This window comes from Mesorhizobium sp. WSM4819, from assembly GCF_055811215.1.
Map to the genome: position 1 here is coordinate 43,908 of NZ_JBVVQO010000028.1, position 15,356 is coordinate 59,263.

Annotated in this window: 18 protein-coding genes; 10 read left to right on the forward strand and 8 right to left on the reverse strand. The window is 63.4% G+C overall.

The window, feature by feature from the left end; translation table 11 throughout:
• Window positions 1-14: 14 nt before the first annotated feature.
• Both purS and purC read right to left on the reverse strand, forming a co-directional pair.
• Window positions 15-257 carry a phosphoribosylformylglycinamidine synthase subunit PurS gene (gene purS / locus AC0L18_RS22545; RefSeq protein WP_023798246.1) on the reverse strand — a complete coding sequence of 81 codons (243 nt, stop codon included), beginning with the start codon at window positions 255-257 and terminating at the stop codon, window positions 15-17.
• Window positions 258-299: 42 nt separating this feature from the next.
• Window positions 300-1,094, reverse strand: coding sequence for a phosphoribosylaminoimidazolesuccinocarboxamide synthase (gene purC / locus AC0L18_RS22550; protein WP_023798245.1), 795 nt, complete (start codon window positions 1,092-1,094; stop codon window positions 300-302).
• A 277-nt stretch (window positions 1,095-1,371) separates the two neighbouring features.
• Here purC and AC0L18_RS22555 point away from each other — a divergent pair, with 277 nt between their 5' ends.
• Both AC0L18_RS22555 and AC0L18_RS22560 read left to right on the forward strand, forming a co-directional pair.
• The gene (locus AC0L18_RS22555) at window positions 1,372-1,692 is read left to right on the forward strand and encodes a DUF1476 domain-containing protein (RefSeq protein ID WP_091591813.1); all 321 of its coding nucleotides are present in this window, start codon (window positions 1,372-1,374) and stop codon (window positions 1,690-1,692) included.
• Window positions 1,693-1,904: 212 nt separating this feature from the next.
• A complete protein-coding gene (locus tag AC0L18_RS22560; RefSeq protein WP_473494246.1) occupies window positions 1,905-2,678 on the forward strand; it encodes an HpcH/HpaI aldolase family protein in 774 nt (257 codons plus the stop codon).
• On the opposite strand, the gene AC0L18_RS22565 is transcribed toward AC0L18_RS22560, so the two are convergent.
• Window positions 2,675-3,223 carry an RBBP9/YdeN family alpha/beta hydrolase gene (locus tag AC0L18_RS22565; protein WP_287247701.1) on the reverse strand — a complete coding sequence of 183 codons (549 nt, stop codon included), beginning with the start codon at window positions 3,221-3,223 and terminating at the stop codon, window positions 2,675-2,677. The genes AC0L18_RS22560 and AC0L18_RS22565 overlap by 4 nt on opposite strands.
• 252 nt (window positions 3,224-3,475) lie before the next feature.
• Between AC0L18_RS22565 and AC0L18_RS22570 the strand changes: the two genes are divergently transcribed.
• On the forward strand, window positions 3,476-4,288 hold the full coding sequence (locus AC0L18_RS22570) for a VOC family protein (RefSeq protein ID WP_473494247.1): 813 nt from the start codon (window positions 3,476-3,478) through the stop codon (window positions 4,286-4,288).
• A gap of 178 nt (window positions 4,289-4,466) precedes the next feature.
• Here the strand turns inward: AC0L18_RS22570 and purB are convergent, their stop codons facing one another.
• Genes purB through AC0L18_RS22585 form a run of 3 tightly spaced genes read right to left on the reverse strand, consistent with a single transcriptional unit; the run spans window position 4,467 to window position 7,074 of the window.
• Window positions 4,467-5,774: an adenylosuccinate lyase gene (gene purB / locus AC0L18_RS22575; RefSeq protein WP_473494248.1), complete on the reverse strand. Its 1,308-nt coding sequence runs from the start codon at window positions 5,772-5,774 to the stop codon at window positions 4,467-4,469.
• Window positions 5,775-5,833: 59 nt separating this feature from the next.
• Window positions 5,834-6,352, reverse strand: a complete 519-nt coding sequence (locus AC0L18_RS22580; protein WP_287057604.1) for a hypothetical protein — start codon at window positions 6,350-6,352, stop codon at window positions 5,834-5,836.
• Entirely contained in the window at window positions 6,349-7,074 is a 726-nt protein-coding gene (locus AC0L18_RS22585; RefSeq protein WP_473481753.1) for a DUF2259 domain-containing protein, read from the reverse strand. Before AC0L18_RS22585 ends, AC0L18_RS22580 begins: the two co-directional genes overlap by 4 nt.
• A gap of 243 nt (window positions 7,075-7,317) precedes the next feature.
• Here AC0L18_RS22585 and AC0L18_RS22590 point away from each other — a divergent pair, with 243 nt between their 5' ends.
• A complete protein-coding gene (locus tag AC0L18_RS22590; protein WP_023798236.1) occupies window positions 7,318-7,572 on the forward strand; it encodes a DUF2171 domain-containing protein in 255 nt (84 codons plus the stop codon).
• A gap of 23 nt (window positions 7,573-7,595) precedes the next feature.
• Here AC0L18_RS22590 and AC0L18_RS22595 read toward each other — a convergent pair whose 3' ends face one another.
• A complete protein-coding gene (locus AC0L18_RS22595; RefSeq protein ID WP_473494275.1) occupies window positions 7,596-8,597 on the reverse strand; it encodes a P1 family peptidase in 1,002 nt (333 codons plus the stop codon).
• Window positions 8,597-9,676, reverse strand: a complete 1,080-nt coding sequence (locus AC0L18_RS22600) for a branched-chain amino acid ABC transporter substrate-binding protein (protein ID WP_473494249.1) — start codon at window positions 9,674-9,676, stop codon at window positions 8,597-8,599. Before AC0L18_RS22600 ends, AC0L18_RS22595 begins: the two co-directional genes overlap by 1 nt.
• Window positions 9,677-9,867: 191 nt before the next feature.
• Between AC0L18_RS22600 and AC0L18_RS22605 the strand changes: the two genes are divergently transcribed.
• The 6 genes from AC0L18_RS22605 (at window position 9,868) to AC0L18_RS22630 (ending at window position 15,338) form a co-directional block, all read left to right on the forward strand.
• On the forward strand, window positions 9,868-10,362 hold the full coding sequence (locus AC0L18_RS22605) for a flavin reductase (RefSeq protein ID WP_473494250.1): 495 nt from the start codon (window positions 9,868-9,870) through the stop codon (window positions 10,360-10,362).
• Between the two features lie 33 nt (window positions 10,363-10,395).
• On the forward strand, window positions 10,396-11,325 hold the full coding sequence (locus AC0L18_RS22610; protein WP_287322116.1) for an AAA family ATPase: 930 nt from the start codon (window positions 10,396-10,398) through the stop codon (window positions 11,323-11,325).
• A gap of 4 nt (window positions 11,326-11,329) precedes the next feature.
• Window positions 11,330-12,580, forward strand: a complete 1,251-nt coding sequence (locus AC0L18_RS22615) for a vWA domain-containing protein (protein ID WP_128173194.1) — start codon at window positions 11,330-11,332, stop codon at window positions 12,578-12,580.
• 28 nt (window positions 12,581-12,608) lie between these two features.
• Entirely contained in the window at window positions 12,609-12,947 is a 339-nt protein-coding gene (locus tag AC0L18_RS22620; RefSeq protein WP_027154201.1) for an XdhC family protein, read from the forward strand.
• Window positions 12,948-13,014: 67 nt separating this feature from the next.
• The gene (locus AC0L18_RS22625) at window positions 13,015-13,719 is read left to right on the forward strand and encodes an XdhC family protein (RefSeq protein ID WP_473494251.1); all 705 of its coding nucleotides are present in this window, start codon (window positions 13,015-13,017) and stop codon (window positions 13,717-13,719) included.
• The gene (locus tag AC0L18_RS22630) at window positions 13,716-15,338 is read left to right on the forward strand and encodes an NTP transferase domain-containing protein (RefSeq protein WP_473494252.1); all 1,623 of its coding nucleotides are present in this window, start codon (window positions 13,716-13,718) and stop codon (window positions 15,336-15,338) included. Before AC0L18_RS22625 ends, AC0L18_RS22630 begins: the two co-directional genes overlap by 4 nt.
• The last annotated feature ends 18 nt before the right edge of the window (window positions 15,339-15,356 follow it).

The following is a 15,356-nucleotide window of genomic DNA, read 5'->3' on the forward strand; positions in this document are numbered from 1 at the left end:
CCTCCGGCACAACCTCAGGTAATGGCCACACTATAGTTCTCAATCACCGTATTCGCCAGAAGCTTGTCGCACATGGCTTTGAGATCGGCTTCGGCCTTGGCCTTGTCGCTCTCAGCAAGCTCGACGTCGAAAACCTTGCCCTGCCGAACCTGGCCGACGCCGTCAAAGCCCATCCCGGACAATGCGTGTTCGATCGCCTTGCCTTGCGGGTCGAGCACGCCGTTCTTGAGAGTGACGGTAATGCGGGCCTTGATCACGCTGGACATGCTCCTGTTCGACGTGTTGAGCGGCAAGAAATCTCAGTGCGGCTTGCCTTTGAGGCCATCGGTCGAGGCGACGAGCACCGGCCCGGCGGGACGCGGCGGCTCGTTCTCGTTCATGATGCCGAGGCGGCGGGCGACTTCCTGATAGGCTTCGACCAGACCGCCCATGTCGCGGCGGAAACGATCCTTGTCGAGCTTGTCCTGGGTCGCCACGTCCCACAGACGGCACGAGTCCGGCGAAATCTCGTCGGCAACGACGATGCGCATCATGTCGCCTTCGAACAGCCGGCCGCATTCGATCTTGAAGTCGACAAGCTGGATGCCTACGCCCATGAACAAGCCGGAGAGGAAGTCGTTGACGCGGATGGCCAGCGCCATGACGTCGTCGATCTCCTGCGGGCTTGCCCAGCCGAAAGCAGTGATGTGCTCTTCAGACACCATTGGGTCGTCGAGCGCATCGGCCTTGTAATAGAATTCGATGATCGAGCGCGGCAGCACAGTGCCTTCCTCGATGCCGAGACGCTTGGCCAGCGAGCCGGCGGCGACATTGCGCACGACCACCTCGAGCGGGATGATCTCGACTTCCTTGATCAGCTGCTCGCGCATGTTGAGCCGGCGGATGAAATGGGTCGGAATGCCCATCCGGTTGAGATGGTTGAAGATGTGCTCGGAAATGCGGTTGTTGAGCACGCCCTTGCCATCGACGATTTCGTGCTTCTTCTTGTTGAAAGCGGTCGCGTCGTCCTTGAAGAATTGGATCAGTGTTCCCGGCTCAGGGCCCTCATAGAGGATCTTGGCCTTGCCTTCATAAATGCGGCGGCGATTTTTCATCTGATCTTTTCTCTGGATTTCCGGGCAGGCGGCAAGCGACCAGTTCCTGTCCGTACGCCTAAATTAGTGCGGCAACGGTAGGGGTTCAATGCCGGTGTCTATCCCAATCGCAGTGTTTGCTCAATCGGCAAATCCTTTCAATCACCGCTTTCCGGAATGAAATGCCGCAGCGCAGCAAGTGATGTAGCATATTGACCGGCCCGCGGCCTTTTGGTTTGTGCTGGGCAAGACACATACTTCGACTGCCAACCAAATCGGATTTGACCGGAGGGATGCCATGAGCAGCATGAAAGATCGCGAGGAGGGCTTCGAGCGCAAGTTCGTAATCGACGAGGAACTCCGGTTCAAGGCTGCGGCCCGCCGCAACAAGGCGCTCGGCCTGTGGGCCGCCGAAAAGCTCGGCAAGGCCGGGGCCGACGCCGAAGCCTATGCCAGCCAGGTCGTCCTCGCCGATATCGAGGAAGCCGGCGACCACGACGTTTTCCGCAAGATCCGCAAGGATTTCGACGAAGCCGGGGTCGTCCAGTCGGACCACCAGATTCGCCGCACCATGGACGATCTGATGGCGCAGGCAATCGAGCAGATCAAGAACACCTGACCCTTTGCTCTTAGCCAATCGACACGCTGGACCAATCGACCGCCTCGCCCCTCCGGGCGGTTTTTCTTTGCCTTTGCAGCTGTTTCCGGCTGAACTGCATTAGAGCGACGTGCATCCATTCGGAAAGTACGCTCTAAAACTTTGACTCCTCGCGTCGGGCCGACTTTGTCGGCGATTTTGGGCCGATGCGAGGTCGAATAAGGAAGGCGCCCATGTCCCTCAAGTCACGCCTTGCGGCCGATGAAACCTTGTGCACCGCATGGTCCGGCGTGCCTGATGCCCTGACGGTCGAGATTCTTGCCAGACAGGGGTTCGATGCCGTCACGCTCGACATGCAGCATGGCGGACATCATGAGGACAGCGTGCTGCGCGGCCTTGGGCCGGTGCTGGCCGCCAACAAACCGGCGCTGGTGCGCATTCCGGTCGGCCGCTTCGACATGGCCAGCCGCGCGCTCGATTTCGGCGCCGAGGCGGTGATTGCGCCGATGGTGAATTCGGTGGCGGACGCCAGGCTGTTCGCTACCGCCATGAAGTATCCGCCGCTCGGCGAGCGTTCCTGGGGCCCGACTTATGCCTTTCCGCGTCATGGCAAGGGCGACTATGCCGACTGGCTGCGCGACAGCAACGCGCGCACCATGGCCTTCGCCATGGTCGAAACGCGCGCCGCGCTCGATGCACTCGACGGCATCCTCGACACGCCGGGTATCGACGGCATCTTCCTCGGGCCATCGGATTTTTCGATTGCCTGGTCGAACGGCGCCGCCGTCAACTCGACGCTCGAAAGCATGATGGAAACAGTCGCCTCGATCGCCGAGCGGGCGCGCAAGGCCGGCAAGCATGCCGCGATCTACGTCATTGAGCCGGCCATCGCCGGCCGTGTGGTGTCGATGGGCTACCGGCTGCTGGCGATGGGCTCCGAGCATGCGCTGATCGGCCTGGGGGCAAAGACCCTGCTGAAGAGCGTCAGGGACTCGGTTGGCCCCTAAAGGTCGGTCAGGAATTTCGCAAAAGTCATCGAGCCTTCGGGCCACGGGCCGAAGCCGGCATCGGCGTTGAGATGTCCGGCCTCACCGGCGTCGATGAACAGCGAGCCCCAGGCGCCGGCAATGTCCTCGGCCACCTCGAAGGTGCAGAACGGGTCGTTGCGGCTGGCGATCACCACCGAGGGAAATGCCAGCGGCTCGCGCGGATAAGGGCCGAAGGTCATCAGGTGCCTGGGTTTTATCTCTGGGTTGGCGACGTCGGGCGGCGCCACGAAGAAGGCTCCGGCGACCGGACGCTGGAACTGTGGCATTGCCTGGATCACGGCGGCGACGCCGAGCGAATGAGCGACGACAACGACCGGTCGCTCGGCCTCGTTGACCGCCTTCGCCACGCTCGCCGTCCAGTCTTCGCGCACTGGCTTCGACCATTCAGCCTGCTCGACGCGCCGCGCCGTCGACAATTTCGATTGCCAGCGGCTCTGCCAATGGTCGGGGCCGGAATTGGTGTAGCCCGGCACGATAAGAATGTCTGCATCCCTGACTTTCATGGCGCGCATGTAGCGAGGGACACGGTTTCGTGCAACCGTGATGATGACCGGTGCGATACTCACAAATAGTGAACACCATGTTCGCTTCTTGCCGTCTTGTGTGAACGATCGCGATCGACGACCTGTTATCGGGAAAAGAAACAGCCGTGTAATGAGAACCAGGATTTGGAACTGACACGACGTACGATGGTAGGTGGCGCCGGGCTCCTGGTTTTGGGGATTTCGTCGAAGGCCGCCCAAACGGAGACTTTGATGAGTGAATTGCCTTTTGCCGCCACGACCCCGGTCAGCGTTGCCCGCGTCGGGCTGCGCGCGCGGAACGCTGAAAGCCTGGCCGCTTACTATCGCGATGTCGTCGGGCTGCGGGAACTGAGCCGCACCGGCGGCACGATCACGCTGGGCGCCGCCAATCGTCCCTTGCTCGACATCGAAGCGGATGCAGCGGCGAAGCCTGACGATCCGCGCAGCGCCGGCCTGTTTCACACTGCCTTCCTGCTGCCCAGCCGGGCCGACCTCGGGCGCTGGATCAACCACGCCATCGCCAACAATATCGGCATCGACGGCGCTTCCGACCATCTGGTCAGCGAGGCGCTCTACCTGACCGATCCCGAAGGCAACGGCATCGAGATCTATTCCGACCGCCGCCATGAGGACTGGAAGTGGAATGGTGACAAGATAGCGATGGCGACCGAACGGCTCAACATTTCGTCGGTCGTCGCCGACGTGCCCGCCGGCAATGCCGCCTGGCAGGGCATGCCGGACAACAGCATCATCGGCCATGTCCATCTGCGCGTCGGACGGCCGGAAGACGCCGAGGCCTGGTGGCACCAGGAATTCGGCTTCGATACCATGGCGAAATATGGTGGCGCGGCGGTGTTCCTGTCATCAGGCGGCTACCACCACCACATCGGCGCCAATTCGTGGCAGAGCGCCGGCGCCGGCCGTCGCGATCCTTCCCGGTCCGGCCTCGCCTGGGTCGAAATGCGGTCCGACAATGCGACTGATGCAGCGACGCGCGAGGACCCGTGGGGAACGGTGATCAGGACCGTTCCCGGCAAGGCTTGATTATTCGAACCTGACGGTGCGGCGAGGTCGATGCCGTCGTACCTTCTCCCCTTGTTTGTGGGAGAAGGTGGCCGCCCACGGGTCTTGCTTTCGGCAAGCCCGAGGACAGGCTCCGCGGTCCGATGAGGGGTGCTCCAGCTTGGAACCGCCGGCTGGGACCGGTCAAAACCGCGTGGCCTCACGCTTCTCCGAACACCCGCTTGAAGATCGTGTCGACATGCTTGGTATGATAGCCAAGGTCGAATTTTTCACGAATTTCGGCCTCGGGCAAGGCTGCGGTGACCTCCTTGTCGGCCAAAAGTTCGTCAAGGAAATCAGCGCCTTGCTCCCATACCTTCATGGCGTTTCGCTGCACCAGCCGGTAGGCGTCCTCACGGCTGACGCCGGCCTGGGTCAGCGCCAGCAGCACACGCTGCGAATGCACGAGGCCGCGGAACTTGTTCATGTTCTTCAGCATGTTGTCGGGATAGACGAGCAATCTGTCGATGACACTGGTCAGCCGCGATAGCGCGAAATCGAGCGTAACAGTCGCATCCGGGCCAATCATGCGCTCGACCGACGAATGCGAAATGTCGCGCTCGTGCCAGAGCGCCACGTTCTCCATCGCCGGCATCGCGAACGAACGCACCATGCGCGCAAGCCCGGTGAGGTTTTCGGTCAGCACCGGGTTACGCTTGTGCGGCATCGCTGACGAGCCCTTTTGCCCGGGCGAAAAATACTCTTCGGCCTCCAGCACCTCGGTGCGCTGCAGATGGCGGATTTCTGTCGCCAGCCGTTCGATCGACGAGGCGATGACAGCGAGCGTCGCAAAGAACATCGCATGGCGGTCGCGCGGGATCACCTGCGTCGACACCGGCTCCGGCTTCAATCCGAGTTGCTTCGCCACATGCTCTTCGACATAGGGATCGATATTGGCGAAGGTGCCGACTGCACCTGATATGGCGCATGTCGCAATATCCTCGCGCGCGTGCACCAGCCGCTCGCGGCAGCGCGAGAATTCGGCATAGGCCTGCGCCAGCTTGACGCCGAAGGTGGTCGGCTCCGCATGGATGCCGTGGCTGCGACCGATGGTGACGGTGTCCTTGTGTTCGAAGGCGCGGCGCTTGAGCGCCGCAAGCAGGCCGTCAATATCGGCCAGAAGGATGTCGCTGGCGCGGGTGAGCTGCACGGCAAAGCAGGTGTCGAGAACGTCCGAGGAAGTCATGCCCTGATGAATGAAGCGGGCGTCCGGACCGACGAATTCGCCGAGGTGGGTGAGGAAGGCGATGACGTCGTGCTTGGTGACGCGCTCGATCTCGTCGATCGCCTCGACGTCGAACTTGGCGGCCCCGCCTTTTTCCCAGATGGTTTTGGCGGCCTGCTTCGGGATCACGCCGAGCTCGGCCAGCGCGTCGCAAGCGTAGGCCTCGATCTCGAACCAGATGCGGAACCGGGTTTCGGGCGACCAGATGGCCACCATTTCCGGCCGGGAGTAGCGAGGGATCATCGGTCAGTCCTGACTTGCGAGGGCGTTCGCCCGCGTCGTAACAGAGGCAGACAAAATGCTCAACGCTGCTGCCGCGCAAACCAGATGCTGGCGAGAGCAAGCGCGATGAAACCGAGCGGAAAATAAAGCCGGATACCCAGCACGATGAATTGATAGAACGCCGTTGCCATGGTGTGCACGAACTGGATGGACCAGCCAATGGTCAGTGCAGGTTCATGCCACTGGGCATAGTAGGAACGGTATTGCAGCGCAAAGAGCCCACCGGTGAAGCCGATCGTGGTGGCAAGAAGGCAGACAAACGCGGCCGCCAAGGCTACTTGCCAATGCCGCCCGAGCGAGACGAGCCGCGCCAGGAACAGGCCAACCGGAAAGGCGAGCGCACCGCCCGCCGCATAGAGCAACGAGACGAAGCGGATATTTGCCGGGGTCACCCAGTCGTCCAGCAGCAGATTGACAAGTGCGCTGGCGCCCATCGCGGCGGCCCACAGCAGGGCGCCGCAAACTGCGGCGGACGGCGACGGCAAGGCCTTGCGGATGCGATCCAGGACGCCGTTGCGTATGGCGGGGAGCGACGTCACAGCCGGCCGGTCACCGCGATCCAGCGATAGTCAGGCCCTTCGAAGCCGTACTGGCGCACCGCGATCAGCACGGCATAGGCGCTGAGGCCCTGCATGGAAAATGTCTGCACCGCGCCGATTCGATAGCCGTTCGGGCAGCCTCGGCTTTTGGGGATCGACTTGTCCTCGTGCAGGAGTTCAGTCTTGCCGCCGCCTTTCGCCTCGATGCGCAACAGGCGAAAGCCGTTGATCTCGCCAAGGTTTTGGCAGGTTTCGGTATCGTTCATGCCGATCTCGTCGAGTCGGAACTCGAGCGGATCATCGACCGGCGAAAAGATCGGCCGCGGGTTGACCACCATGCGGAACGGATCGGCCGAAAGCTCGGTCACCGGGTTGGAGCCGGCCGTGATGCCGCGATTCGCCGTCAATTCCGCCTGTTTGATGATAGCTTCACCTTTCTGCCGGGCTGCAAGGCGCGCCGCGTCGAGCGTTGCGTTCTCGTCGTCAAGCCGCACCCTGATCGGTGTGCCCTTGAGAAAACTGTCGTCGGCGGTGTTGATGTAATAGCGATTGGCATAGGGAAACCCCGACCCGTCCTGGACACCGTACTCCTCGAAGGCGAAGGCGCCGCCATCCCCGGTGAAGCCGAGGATTTCAAGCTCGGCAACATCGCCGGCATGCGCGGCGAGCGAAGTTGCAAACTGGGCAAGGAGGGACACAGCAAACAGGACGAGAATTCGCATCGGATTTCCGTTTGAGCAGCCAGCATTGTTTCGATCACTATCACGACGTCGTCAAAACGTCGTGCCCTCTGAGACGCAACCCGATGCATCCAATCGTGCCGTCATTTGTTTATGTTGGCAGCTTCACCGCATCGACCCGAAAATCGGAATCGATATTCGGAAAGTACGATGCGTTGATTTAAAGTGTTAGGGCGTCCTTTGCGCGTCCAAAAGGACGCGCGGCGCTCTAATGGAGAACCCACAATGACCGATGCAGCCAGCATTCGCGAACATATGGAAGTGATCGGCGCCGACGGCGTCCATGTCGGCACTGTCGACAAAGTTGAGGGACAACGAATCAAGCTGACCAAGCGCGACAGCGGCGAGGGCGCCCACAGGGGGCATCACCACTTCATTCCGCTCAGCCTCGTAGCCGAAGTCGAGGGCCAGAAAGTGCGGCTGTCGGCAAATTCGGATGTCGCGGTCACGTTCGAGGAGGAAAAATCCGACCCCACCTGATGAGGGGCCACGGCAGCCCGCATTCAGCGCGACGACCAGACCGGAAACAGGTCGCCATCGGCGGGCGTTGCGGCAAAGACGCCGCGGCTGATGGCGCGCGCCATGGTGGCGCCGGCCGCGGCGTAAAGCTCGATGGCGTCGTTGGGCGCGAGCTCGATGCCGCTCTTGCCGGTCGCCAGCGCGAAAACCAGATCGCCGTCGGCCGGCGTATGTGTCGGCCAAATGGCGCGCACGAAGCCGTCATGCGCTGATATCGCCAGGCGTTTTGCGGCGGCCTTGGTGAGAAGGGCGTCCGTGGCGATGACGGCGATGGTCGTGTTGCCTCCGACGTGCTTGTCGCGAAATTTCAGCAGGATCCTTTTCGCGTCCGCCGGCATCGGCGCGGGATAACCAAGCCCGCCGAACTCGTCGCCGATCTCGAAGGGCGCTGCCCAGAAGTGCCTGCTTCGGGCGATCGTCACCGAGCCGGTCGGATTGACGGCGGCGAGTGCGCCGATGGTGACGCCGCTGTCGAGCATCGTCGAGGCCGATCCGAGGCCGCCCTTGAGGCCGGAACTCAGGGCACCGGTGCCCGCGCCGACCGTGCCGAGCGGAAAATCGATGCCGACTGCCTGTGCCGCCTCATAGCCGAGATCGCGGTAGGGCGGATAGCGGCCCCAGTCCTTGTCGCCGCCGTTGCGCAGGTCGAACAAGATCGCCGCCGGCACGATCGGCACGCGAAAGCCGCCGACCTCCACGCCGATGCCGTTTTCGCGCAGTGCCGCCTGCACGCCGGAGGCGGCATCGAGACCGAACGCCGAGCCGCCCGAAAGCACCACGGCATGGATCGCCTCGATTGAATTGTGCGGCTCGAGCAGGTCGGTCTCGCGGGTGCCCGGCGCACCGCCCAGGATCTGCACACCGGCCACTGCCGGCTCGTCGCAGACGATGGTGGTCACCCCGGACTTCAGCCTCGCATCGGAAGCGTTGCCGACACGCAGTCCGGCGACATCGGTGATGAGATTGCGCGGCCCGGTGCGAAACATCATTTGGCCTCCGCCGGCACGAAATTTGCGCCGTTGAAACGGAAGACCCGATAAAGGTTTTCGGTCAAGTCGCCCTTGCCGTCAAAGCGGATCGGCCCGATCGCGGTACTGAAGTCATGCGCGGCGAGCGCATCGGCCAGTGGCCTGCCGGAGGTTTCGGCCGTCGCCGCCCTGGCGATCTCGACCGCCGCATAGGCCGGCAGCGTGTAGCCCTCCGGCACGATCTTTTGTGCGGCAAAGCTTTCGAGCACCTCGGAGTCGGCGACATCGGCCCATTCGGGCGGCGCAAACATCAGCGTGCCCGGGGCATAAGGCACGTCGCCGGGCGCTGTGCGCAGCGCTTCGCCGCCGGCAAAAATGATGCCAACGTCGAGCTGGCCGGCGTCGCGGCCCATGATGGCGATGTCTTCGCCGTCGCCGCCGGCAAAGACATGCGTTGCGCCGGCCTTCCTTAGCCGCCCGATCAGCCCGATCTGGTTGTCGAGCTGCGGCCTGAATGTGTCGACGAACACCGGTTTCAGCGCCGCCTGCTCGGCTGCCGCCCGAAGCGTCTCGGCGATTTCGCGGCCGTAAATCGTGCCGTCGTCGATGATGGCGAACAGCTCGTTCTGCCATTGGCGGGTGAGATTGAAGGCGACGGCGTTGCGCTCGTCATCGCCGCGCGGCCCGAGCCGAAAGATCGGCCAGCCGGTCTTGGCGCGCCGGTCGGTCAGGCTTTCGGTGCGCACGCCGACGGTGATGACCGGTATGTTGGCGTCCTTCAGGATCGGCAGTGCCGCCTCGATCGCCTCGGTGCAGAGGAAGCCGACGACCACGCCGACCTTCGCCGCAACGAATTCCCTCGCCGCGGCAGCCCCGCCATCGGCCGTGCAGGCGTCGTCGACAACCTTGAGTTGAGCACCGTTCGCCGCTGCTGCCAGGCCTGCGCCCGCCTCGATCTGCTTGCCGAGGGTCGCCGACGGCCCGGACAGTGGTGCCGCGACACCGACCAGCAGCGTCTCAGCGTTCGCATCACCGGCGAGAGACAGCCAGGCCAGCACCGCTATTGTCGTTGTCGCGCCTATTGTCCGGGGTCGCATGCGAGCGAAGAATTCCTCCGCGCCGATCGCGTGTTTGCCGGCGCCACTTCCTGCCAAGACCTAAAGGCTGGTCAGCTTTCACGCAACTCGCGAAATTCAGGATGCATGTCAACCACTTCGCTTGTGGCATGCAATATGCCGCCATATATAACGGTTGGGTTCATCTCGCTTCAAACCAATGGAAATCGCCGGTGCTGAAGAAGAACGACATAGGGCCGCAGGCCTATCGCGACGCGATGGCCCATTTTGCCGGCCACGTCCATGTGGTCACCACCGATGGTTCCGCCGGCAGGCGGGGTGCGACTGTCATTGCAGCCTGTTCGGTGTCGGACACGCCGCCGACCGTCCTGGTCTGCCTCAATCGCGAAAATCCCAAGAACGAGCCGTTCGTGAAGAATGGCAGGTTCGCCTTGAACGCGCTGGCTTCGGACCAGGAGGCGCTGTCGGTCGGCTTTTCCGGCCTCACCGGCCTGCCCGTCGAGGAACGCTTCGCGCTCGGCGAGTGGGATATGATCTCGACCGGCGCGCCGACACTGAAGGGCGCGCTTGCCGTGTTCGACTGCGAACTGATCGATACCAAGGATCTGGCCACCCACCGTGTGCTTTTTGGCAAGGTGACAGGCCTGCGTATCGGCGATAATTTGCGGCCGCTGATCTATCACGACCGCGGCTATCACGCTCTGTAGAGGCTCTGGATGGGCCGCACCCACGGAGAGAGAATGACCGGGTTGAAACCGCACCCCACGCCGCGGACGATCGACGAGACGCTCGATCTCCTGACCGGTGCGGACTATGTGGCGGACCGGTCGCTGGCGACCGTGCTGTTCTTGTCGCTGCGCATGAAACGGCCGCTGTTCCTCGAGGGCGAGGCCGGCGTCGGCAAGACCGAGATCGCCAAGGTGCTGGCGCAAGCGCTCGGCCGCCGGCTGATCCGCCTGCAATGCTATGAAGGCCTCGATGTCTCTTCGGCCGTTTACGAGTGGAATTACGCCGCGCAGATGATCGAGATCCGCATGGAGGAGGCGGCCGGCAAGGTTGACCGCTCCGACATGGAGCGCAACGTCTTTTCCGAAAAATACCTGATCCGCCGCCCGGTGCTCGACGCGCTGACCGGCAAGGCGGGCGCCGCCCCGGTCTTCCTGATCGACGAGCTCGACCGCACCGATGAGGCCTTCGAGGCGTTCCTGCTCGAAATCCTCTCCGACTTCCAAGTCACGGTGCCCGAGCTCGGCACGATCAAGGCGGAGGAGCCGCCGATCGTCATCATCACCACCAACCGCACCCGCGAGATCCACGACGCGCTGAAGCGGCGCTGCCTCTATCACTGGGTCGATTACCCGAATGCCGAGCGCGAGCTGGAAATCGTGCGCCGGAAAGTGCCGCAGGCCAACAGCCGGCTGTCGGCTGAGGTGGTTTCGTTCATCCAGAAGCTGCGCCAGATCGAACTGTTCAAGGTGCCGGGTGTGGCCGAGACCATCGACTGGGCCGGCGCGCTGACCGAACTTGACAAGGTGGCGCTCGATCCGGAGACCGTTTCCGACACGATCGGCGTGCTGCTGAAATACCAGGACGACATTGCCCGTATCGAGCAGGGCGAAAGCCGGCGCATCCTCAACGAGGTGAAGGCCGAGCTTTCGGCGGCGGAGTAGGGCGATGGCAACGCTGCGTCCCGAACCGAAAGAGGCAACGCCGGACGGGCGGATCGCCGATAACATCGTCTATTTCGCCCGCACCTTGCGCAAGGCCGGCATGCGGGTCGGCCCGGCCTCGGTCAAGGATGCCATCGAGGCGGTGCTGGCCGCCGGCATCGGTTCCCGCGACGATTTCTACTGGACGCTGCATGCCGTGCTGGTATCGCGGCACGAAGATCACCCCACCTTCGACGAAACCTTCCGGCTGTTCTGGAAATCGCACGAACTGATCGAAAAGATGCTGGCGATGTTTTCGCCGGTGGCGCCTGATATCAGAGAGAAGCAAAAGCCGCGGGCTGCGGAAAACCGCGTCAGCCAGGCGATGTTCGAGGGCCACCAGAAGAACCAGCCGGCGCAGGAAATCCCCGAGATCGAGGTCGACGCCCGCTTCACATTTTCCGGCAACGAGGTGCTGAGGGGCAAGGATTTTGCCCAGATGAACGCCGCCGAGATGATCGACGCCAAGAAGGCGATCGCCGAGTTGCGGCTGCCCTTCGACATGGTCAGGACACGCCGCTTCAAGTCTAATGCGCATGGTCGCCGTATTGATCCGCGCGCCATGATGCGTTCCGCTGCGCGCACCGGCGGCGAATTGATCCTGCCGAAATTCCGTTCAGCCCGCGAGGTTCACCCGCCGCTGGTCGTGCTTGCCGATATTTCCGGTTCGATGAGCCAGTACACGCGCATCTTCCTGCATTTTCTGCATGCGCTGACCGAAAAGCGCCGGCGCGTGCACGCCTTCGTTTTCGGCACCAGGCTGACAAATCTGACGCGGCAGATGCGCCATCGCGATCCAGACGCAGCACTCGCCGACTGTTCGGCGGCGGTGATGGACTGGTCGGGCGGCACCCGCATCGGCGATACGATGGGCGAATTCAACCGGCTGTGGTCGCGGCGTGTGCTGGGGCAGGGTGCGGTGGTTCTCCTGATCACCGACGGGCTGGAGCGCGACGACGTTGCCGGCCTGTCGGAGGAAATGGAGCGCCTGCGCAAATCCTGCCGGCGGCTGATCTGGCTGAACCCGCTGCTGCGCTTCGACGGCTTCGAGGCGCGCGCCCGCGGCGTCAAGGCGATGCTGCCGCATGTCGACGAATTTCGCTCGGTGCACAATCTCGATGCGCTCGCCGACCTGTGCGCATCGCTGGACAAGACTTCGGCGCGCTCCGTCGACCCACGCAGATGGATTGAGGGTGGCGCGAGAGGCGCAGCATAGTCATATGTTTTCTCCGGGAGAAACGGTGATGGAAAACAGCATTTATCTCGATGAGGCCCGCGATCCGCTGATCATCGCGGAAGGCTGGATGAAAGACGGCAAGGATGTCGCCATTGCCACCGTGGTCGAGACCTGGGGCTCGGCGCCGCGCCCGGTCGGCAGCCACCTTGTCATCGACGCGGACGGCAATTTTCACGGCTCCGTCTCTGGTGGCTGCGTCGAAGGCGCGGTGGTCACCGAGGCGGTCGACGTCATCGACAGCGGCAAGGCCAAGATGCTGGAATTCGGCGTCGCCGACGAGACCGCCTGGCAGGTCGGCCTGTCCTGCGGTGGCCGCATCAAGGTCTATGTCGAGCGGTTGGGCTAGAAGCATGGTCCCGCAAAGTGGGAACCGGTTGGCCGACAAGAATCATGCTTAAACAAGAGATATTTCGATGGATCCCTACGCGCTGAAGACGCTGAACGCCGAACGCCGCGCCCGCCGCGCGGTGATCCTGGTCACCGATCTCGGCGATGGCCGCGATCGCATCGTGCGGGAGGGCGGTCAGGTCGCAGGTGAATTGGGCGCTGCGATCGCCAAGGCGTTTCGATCAGGCAATTCCGGGTCGGTCGAGGCGGAAGGGCAAACCTTCTTCCTCAACGCCTACCTGCCGCAGCCGCGCCTGGTGGTGATCGGCGCAGTCCATATCAGCCAGGCACTGGCGCCGATGGCCAGGATCGCCGGCTACCCCGTGGAGATCGTCGATCCGCGCACGGCCTTTGCCACCGCAGACCGCTTTCCCGATGTCGCGCTGCATGCCGAATGGCCGGAGGATATCCTGAAGCGCCAGCCGCTCGACAGCTTTACGGCGCTGGCCGCCGTCACCCATGATCCGAAGATCGACGATTTCGCGCTGAAGGCGGCGCTCGACGCCAACTGCTTCTATGTCGGGGCGCTCGGCAGCCGCAAGACCCATGCGAAGCGGGTCGAACGCCTGCTGGCATTGGGCGCGACCGCCGACCAGATCGCGCGCATCCACGCGCCGATCGGTCTCGACATCGGTGCGGCGAGCCCGGCCGAAATAGCTGTGGCGGTGTTGGCGCAAGCGATCCAGGCGTTTCGTTCGCGCGGCCTCGAATCCAAGGACGCGGTGGCGTGAAGTTTGGGCCAATCCCCGTAGATACGGCCGAAGGCGCAGTGCTGGCGCATGCCACCACGGCCGGAGAACGGCGCTTGCGCAAGGCACGCAGGCTGAGCGCCGAGGATGTGACTTTGCTCAAGTCAGCAGGGATTTCGCAGGTCGTCGCGGCCGTTCTTGCTCCCGATGATTTGAGCGAGGACGCTGCCGCCGAAAAGATCGCCGAAAGCATGATCCATCGCAATGTCGAGGCGAAGCCCGCCGCGACCGGCCGGGTTAATCTGCACGCCCGGGCGGCCGGTATCTTCACGGTCGATGCCGCGATGATCAACGCCATCAACGCCGTCGATCCGACCATCACCATCGCCACGCTGGCGCAGCACGCACCGGTCGAAAATGGCCAGATGGTCGCAACCGTGAAGATCATTCCCTTCGCCGTTGCTTCCGCCCTGGTCGATGCGGTGGCAAGGATCTGCGTCAGCAGCGAGATCTTTGCCGTCAATGCCTATCAGCCGGTGCGTGTCGGCGTCATCCAGACGGTTCTGCCCGGCATCAAGCCGAGTGTGCTCGACAAGACATTGCGGGTCACCGAAGCCCGTCTTGCGCGCTCAGGTGGCCGGCTGACGGCCGAGCGCCGCACGCCGCACGAAATTGGCGCCGTTGCGGAGGCTGCGGGCTCGCTGGCGCGTGACAACGATATTGTGGTGATCTTCGGCGCCTCGGCGATGAGCGATTTTGGCGACGTCGTCCCGGCAGCGATCGAGAAGGCCGGCGGCACCGTCATCCGCGCCGGCATGCCGGTCGATCCCGGAAATCTCCTGGTGCTCGGCGCGCTTGCCGGCAAGCGCGTCATTGGCGCGCCGGGCTGCGCCCGCAGCCCCAAGGAGAACGGGTTCGACTGGGTTCTCGATCGGTTGATCGCCGGTCTCGACGTGACGGCCAAGGATATTGCCGGCATGGGTGTCGGCGGTCTGTTGATGGAAATCCCGACCCGGCCACAGCCGCGCGAGCCGCTGCCGGCGCCAAAGTCTGAGAGTGCCGAGTTGAAGGTCGATATCGTGCTGCTGGCCGCCGGCCGCTCCAGCCGCATGGGCGGCCCAAACAAGCTGCTGGCACTGTTCGACGGCCAGCCGCTGGTGCGCCGCAGCGCCGAACGCGCGCTCGGCTCCAAAGCTTCGGGCACCGTCGTCGTCACCGGCCATCAGCGCGAGCGTGTACGCGCCGCGTTGTCGGGACTGGATGTGACTTTCGCTGATAATCCGGATTTCGCCGAGGGCCTGTCTTCATCGCTGAAGGCCGGCATCGCGCGGGTCAGCGGCGATGCTGCCGGCGCCATGATCGTGCTTGGCGACATGCCTGGCATCGCGTCAGCCGACCTCGACAGGCTGATCGATGCATTCCGCAAATTCGAGGGCCGATCGGTCGTGCGCGCGTCGCATGAGGGAAAGCGAGGCAACCCTGTGTTGCTGCCGCGTTCGCTGTTTGCGGCGATCGCTCATCTCGAAGGCGATACCGGCGCGCGCCATCTGGTCGAGGCCGAAGGGCTCGATGTCATCGATGTCGAGATCGGCAAGGCAGCGTCCATCGATGTCGACACCCCCGAGGCGCTGGCAGGCGCCGGCGGCGTGCTGCAGGATTGACAAACCGGGGCCGAAAAA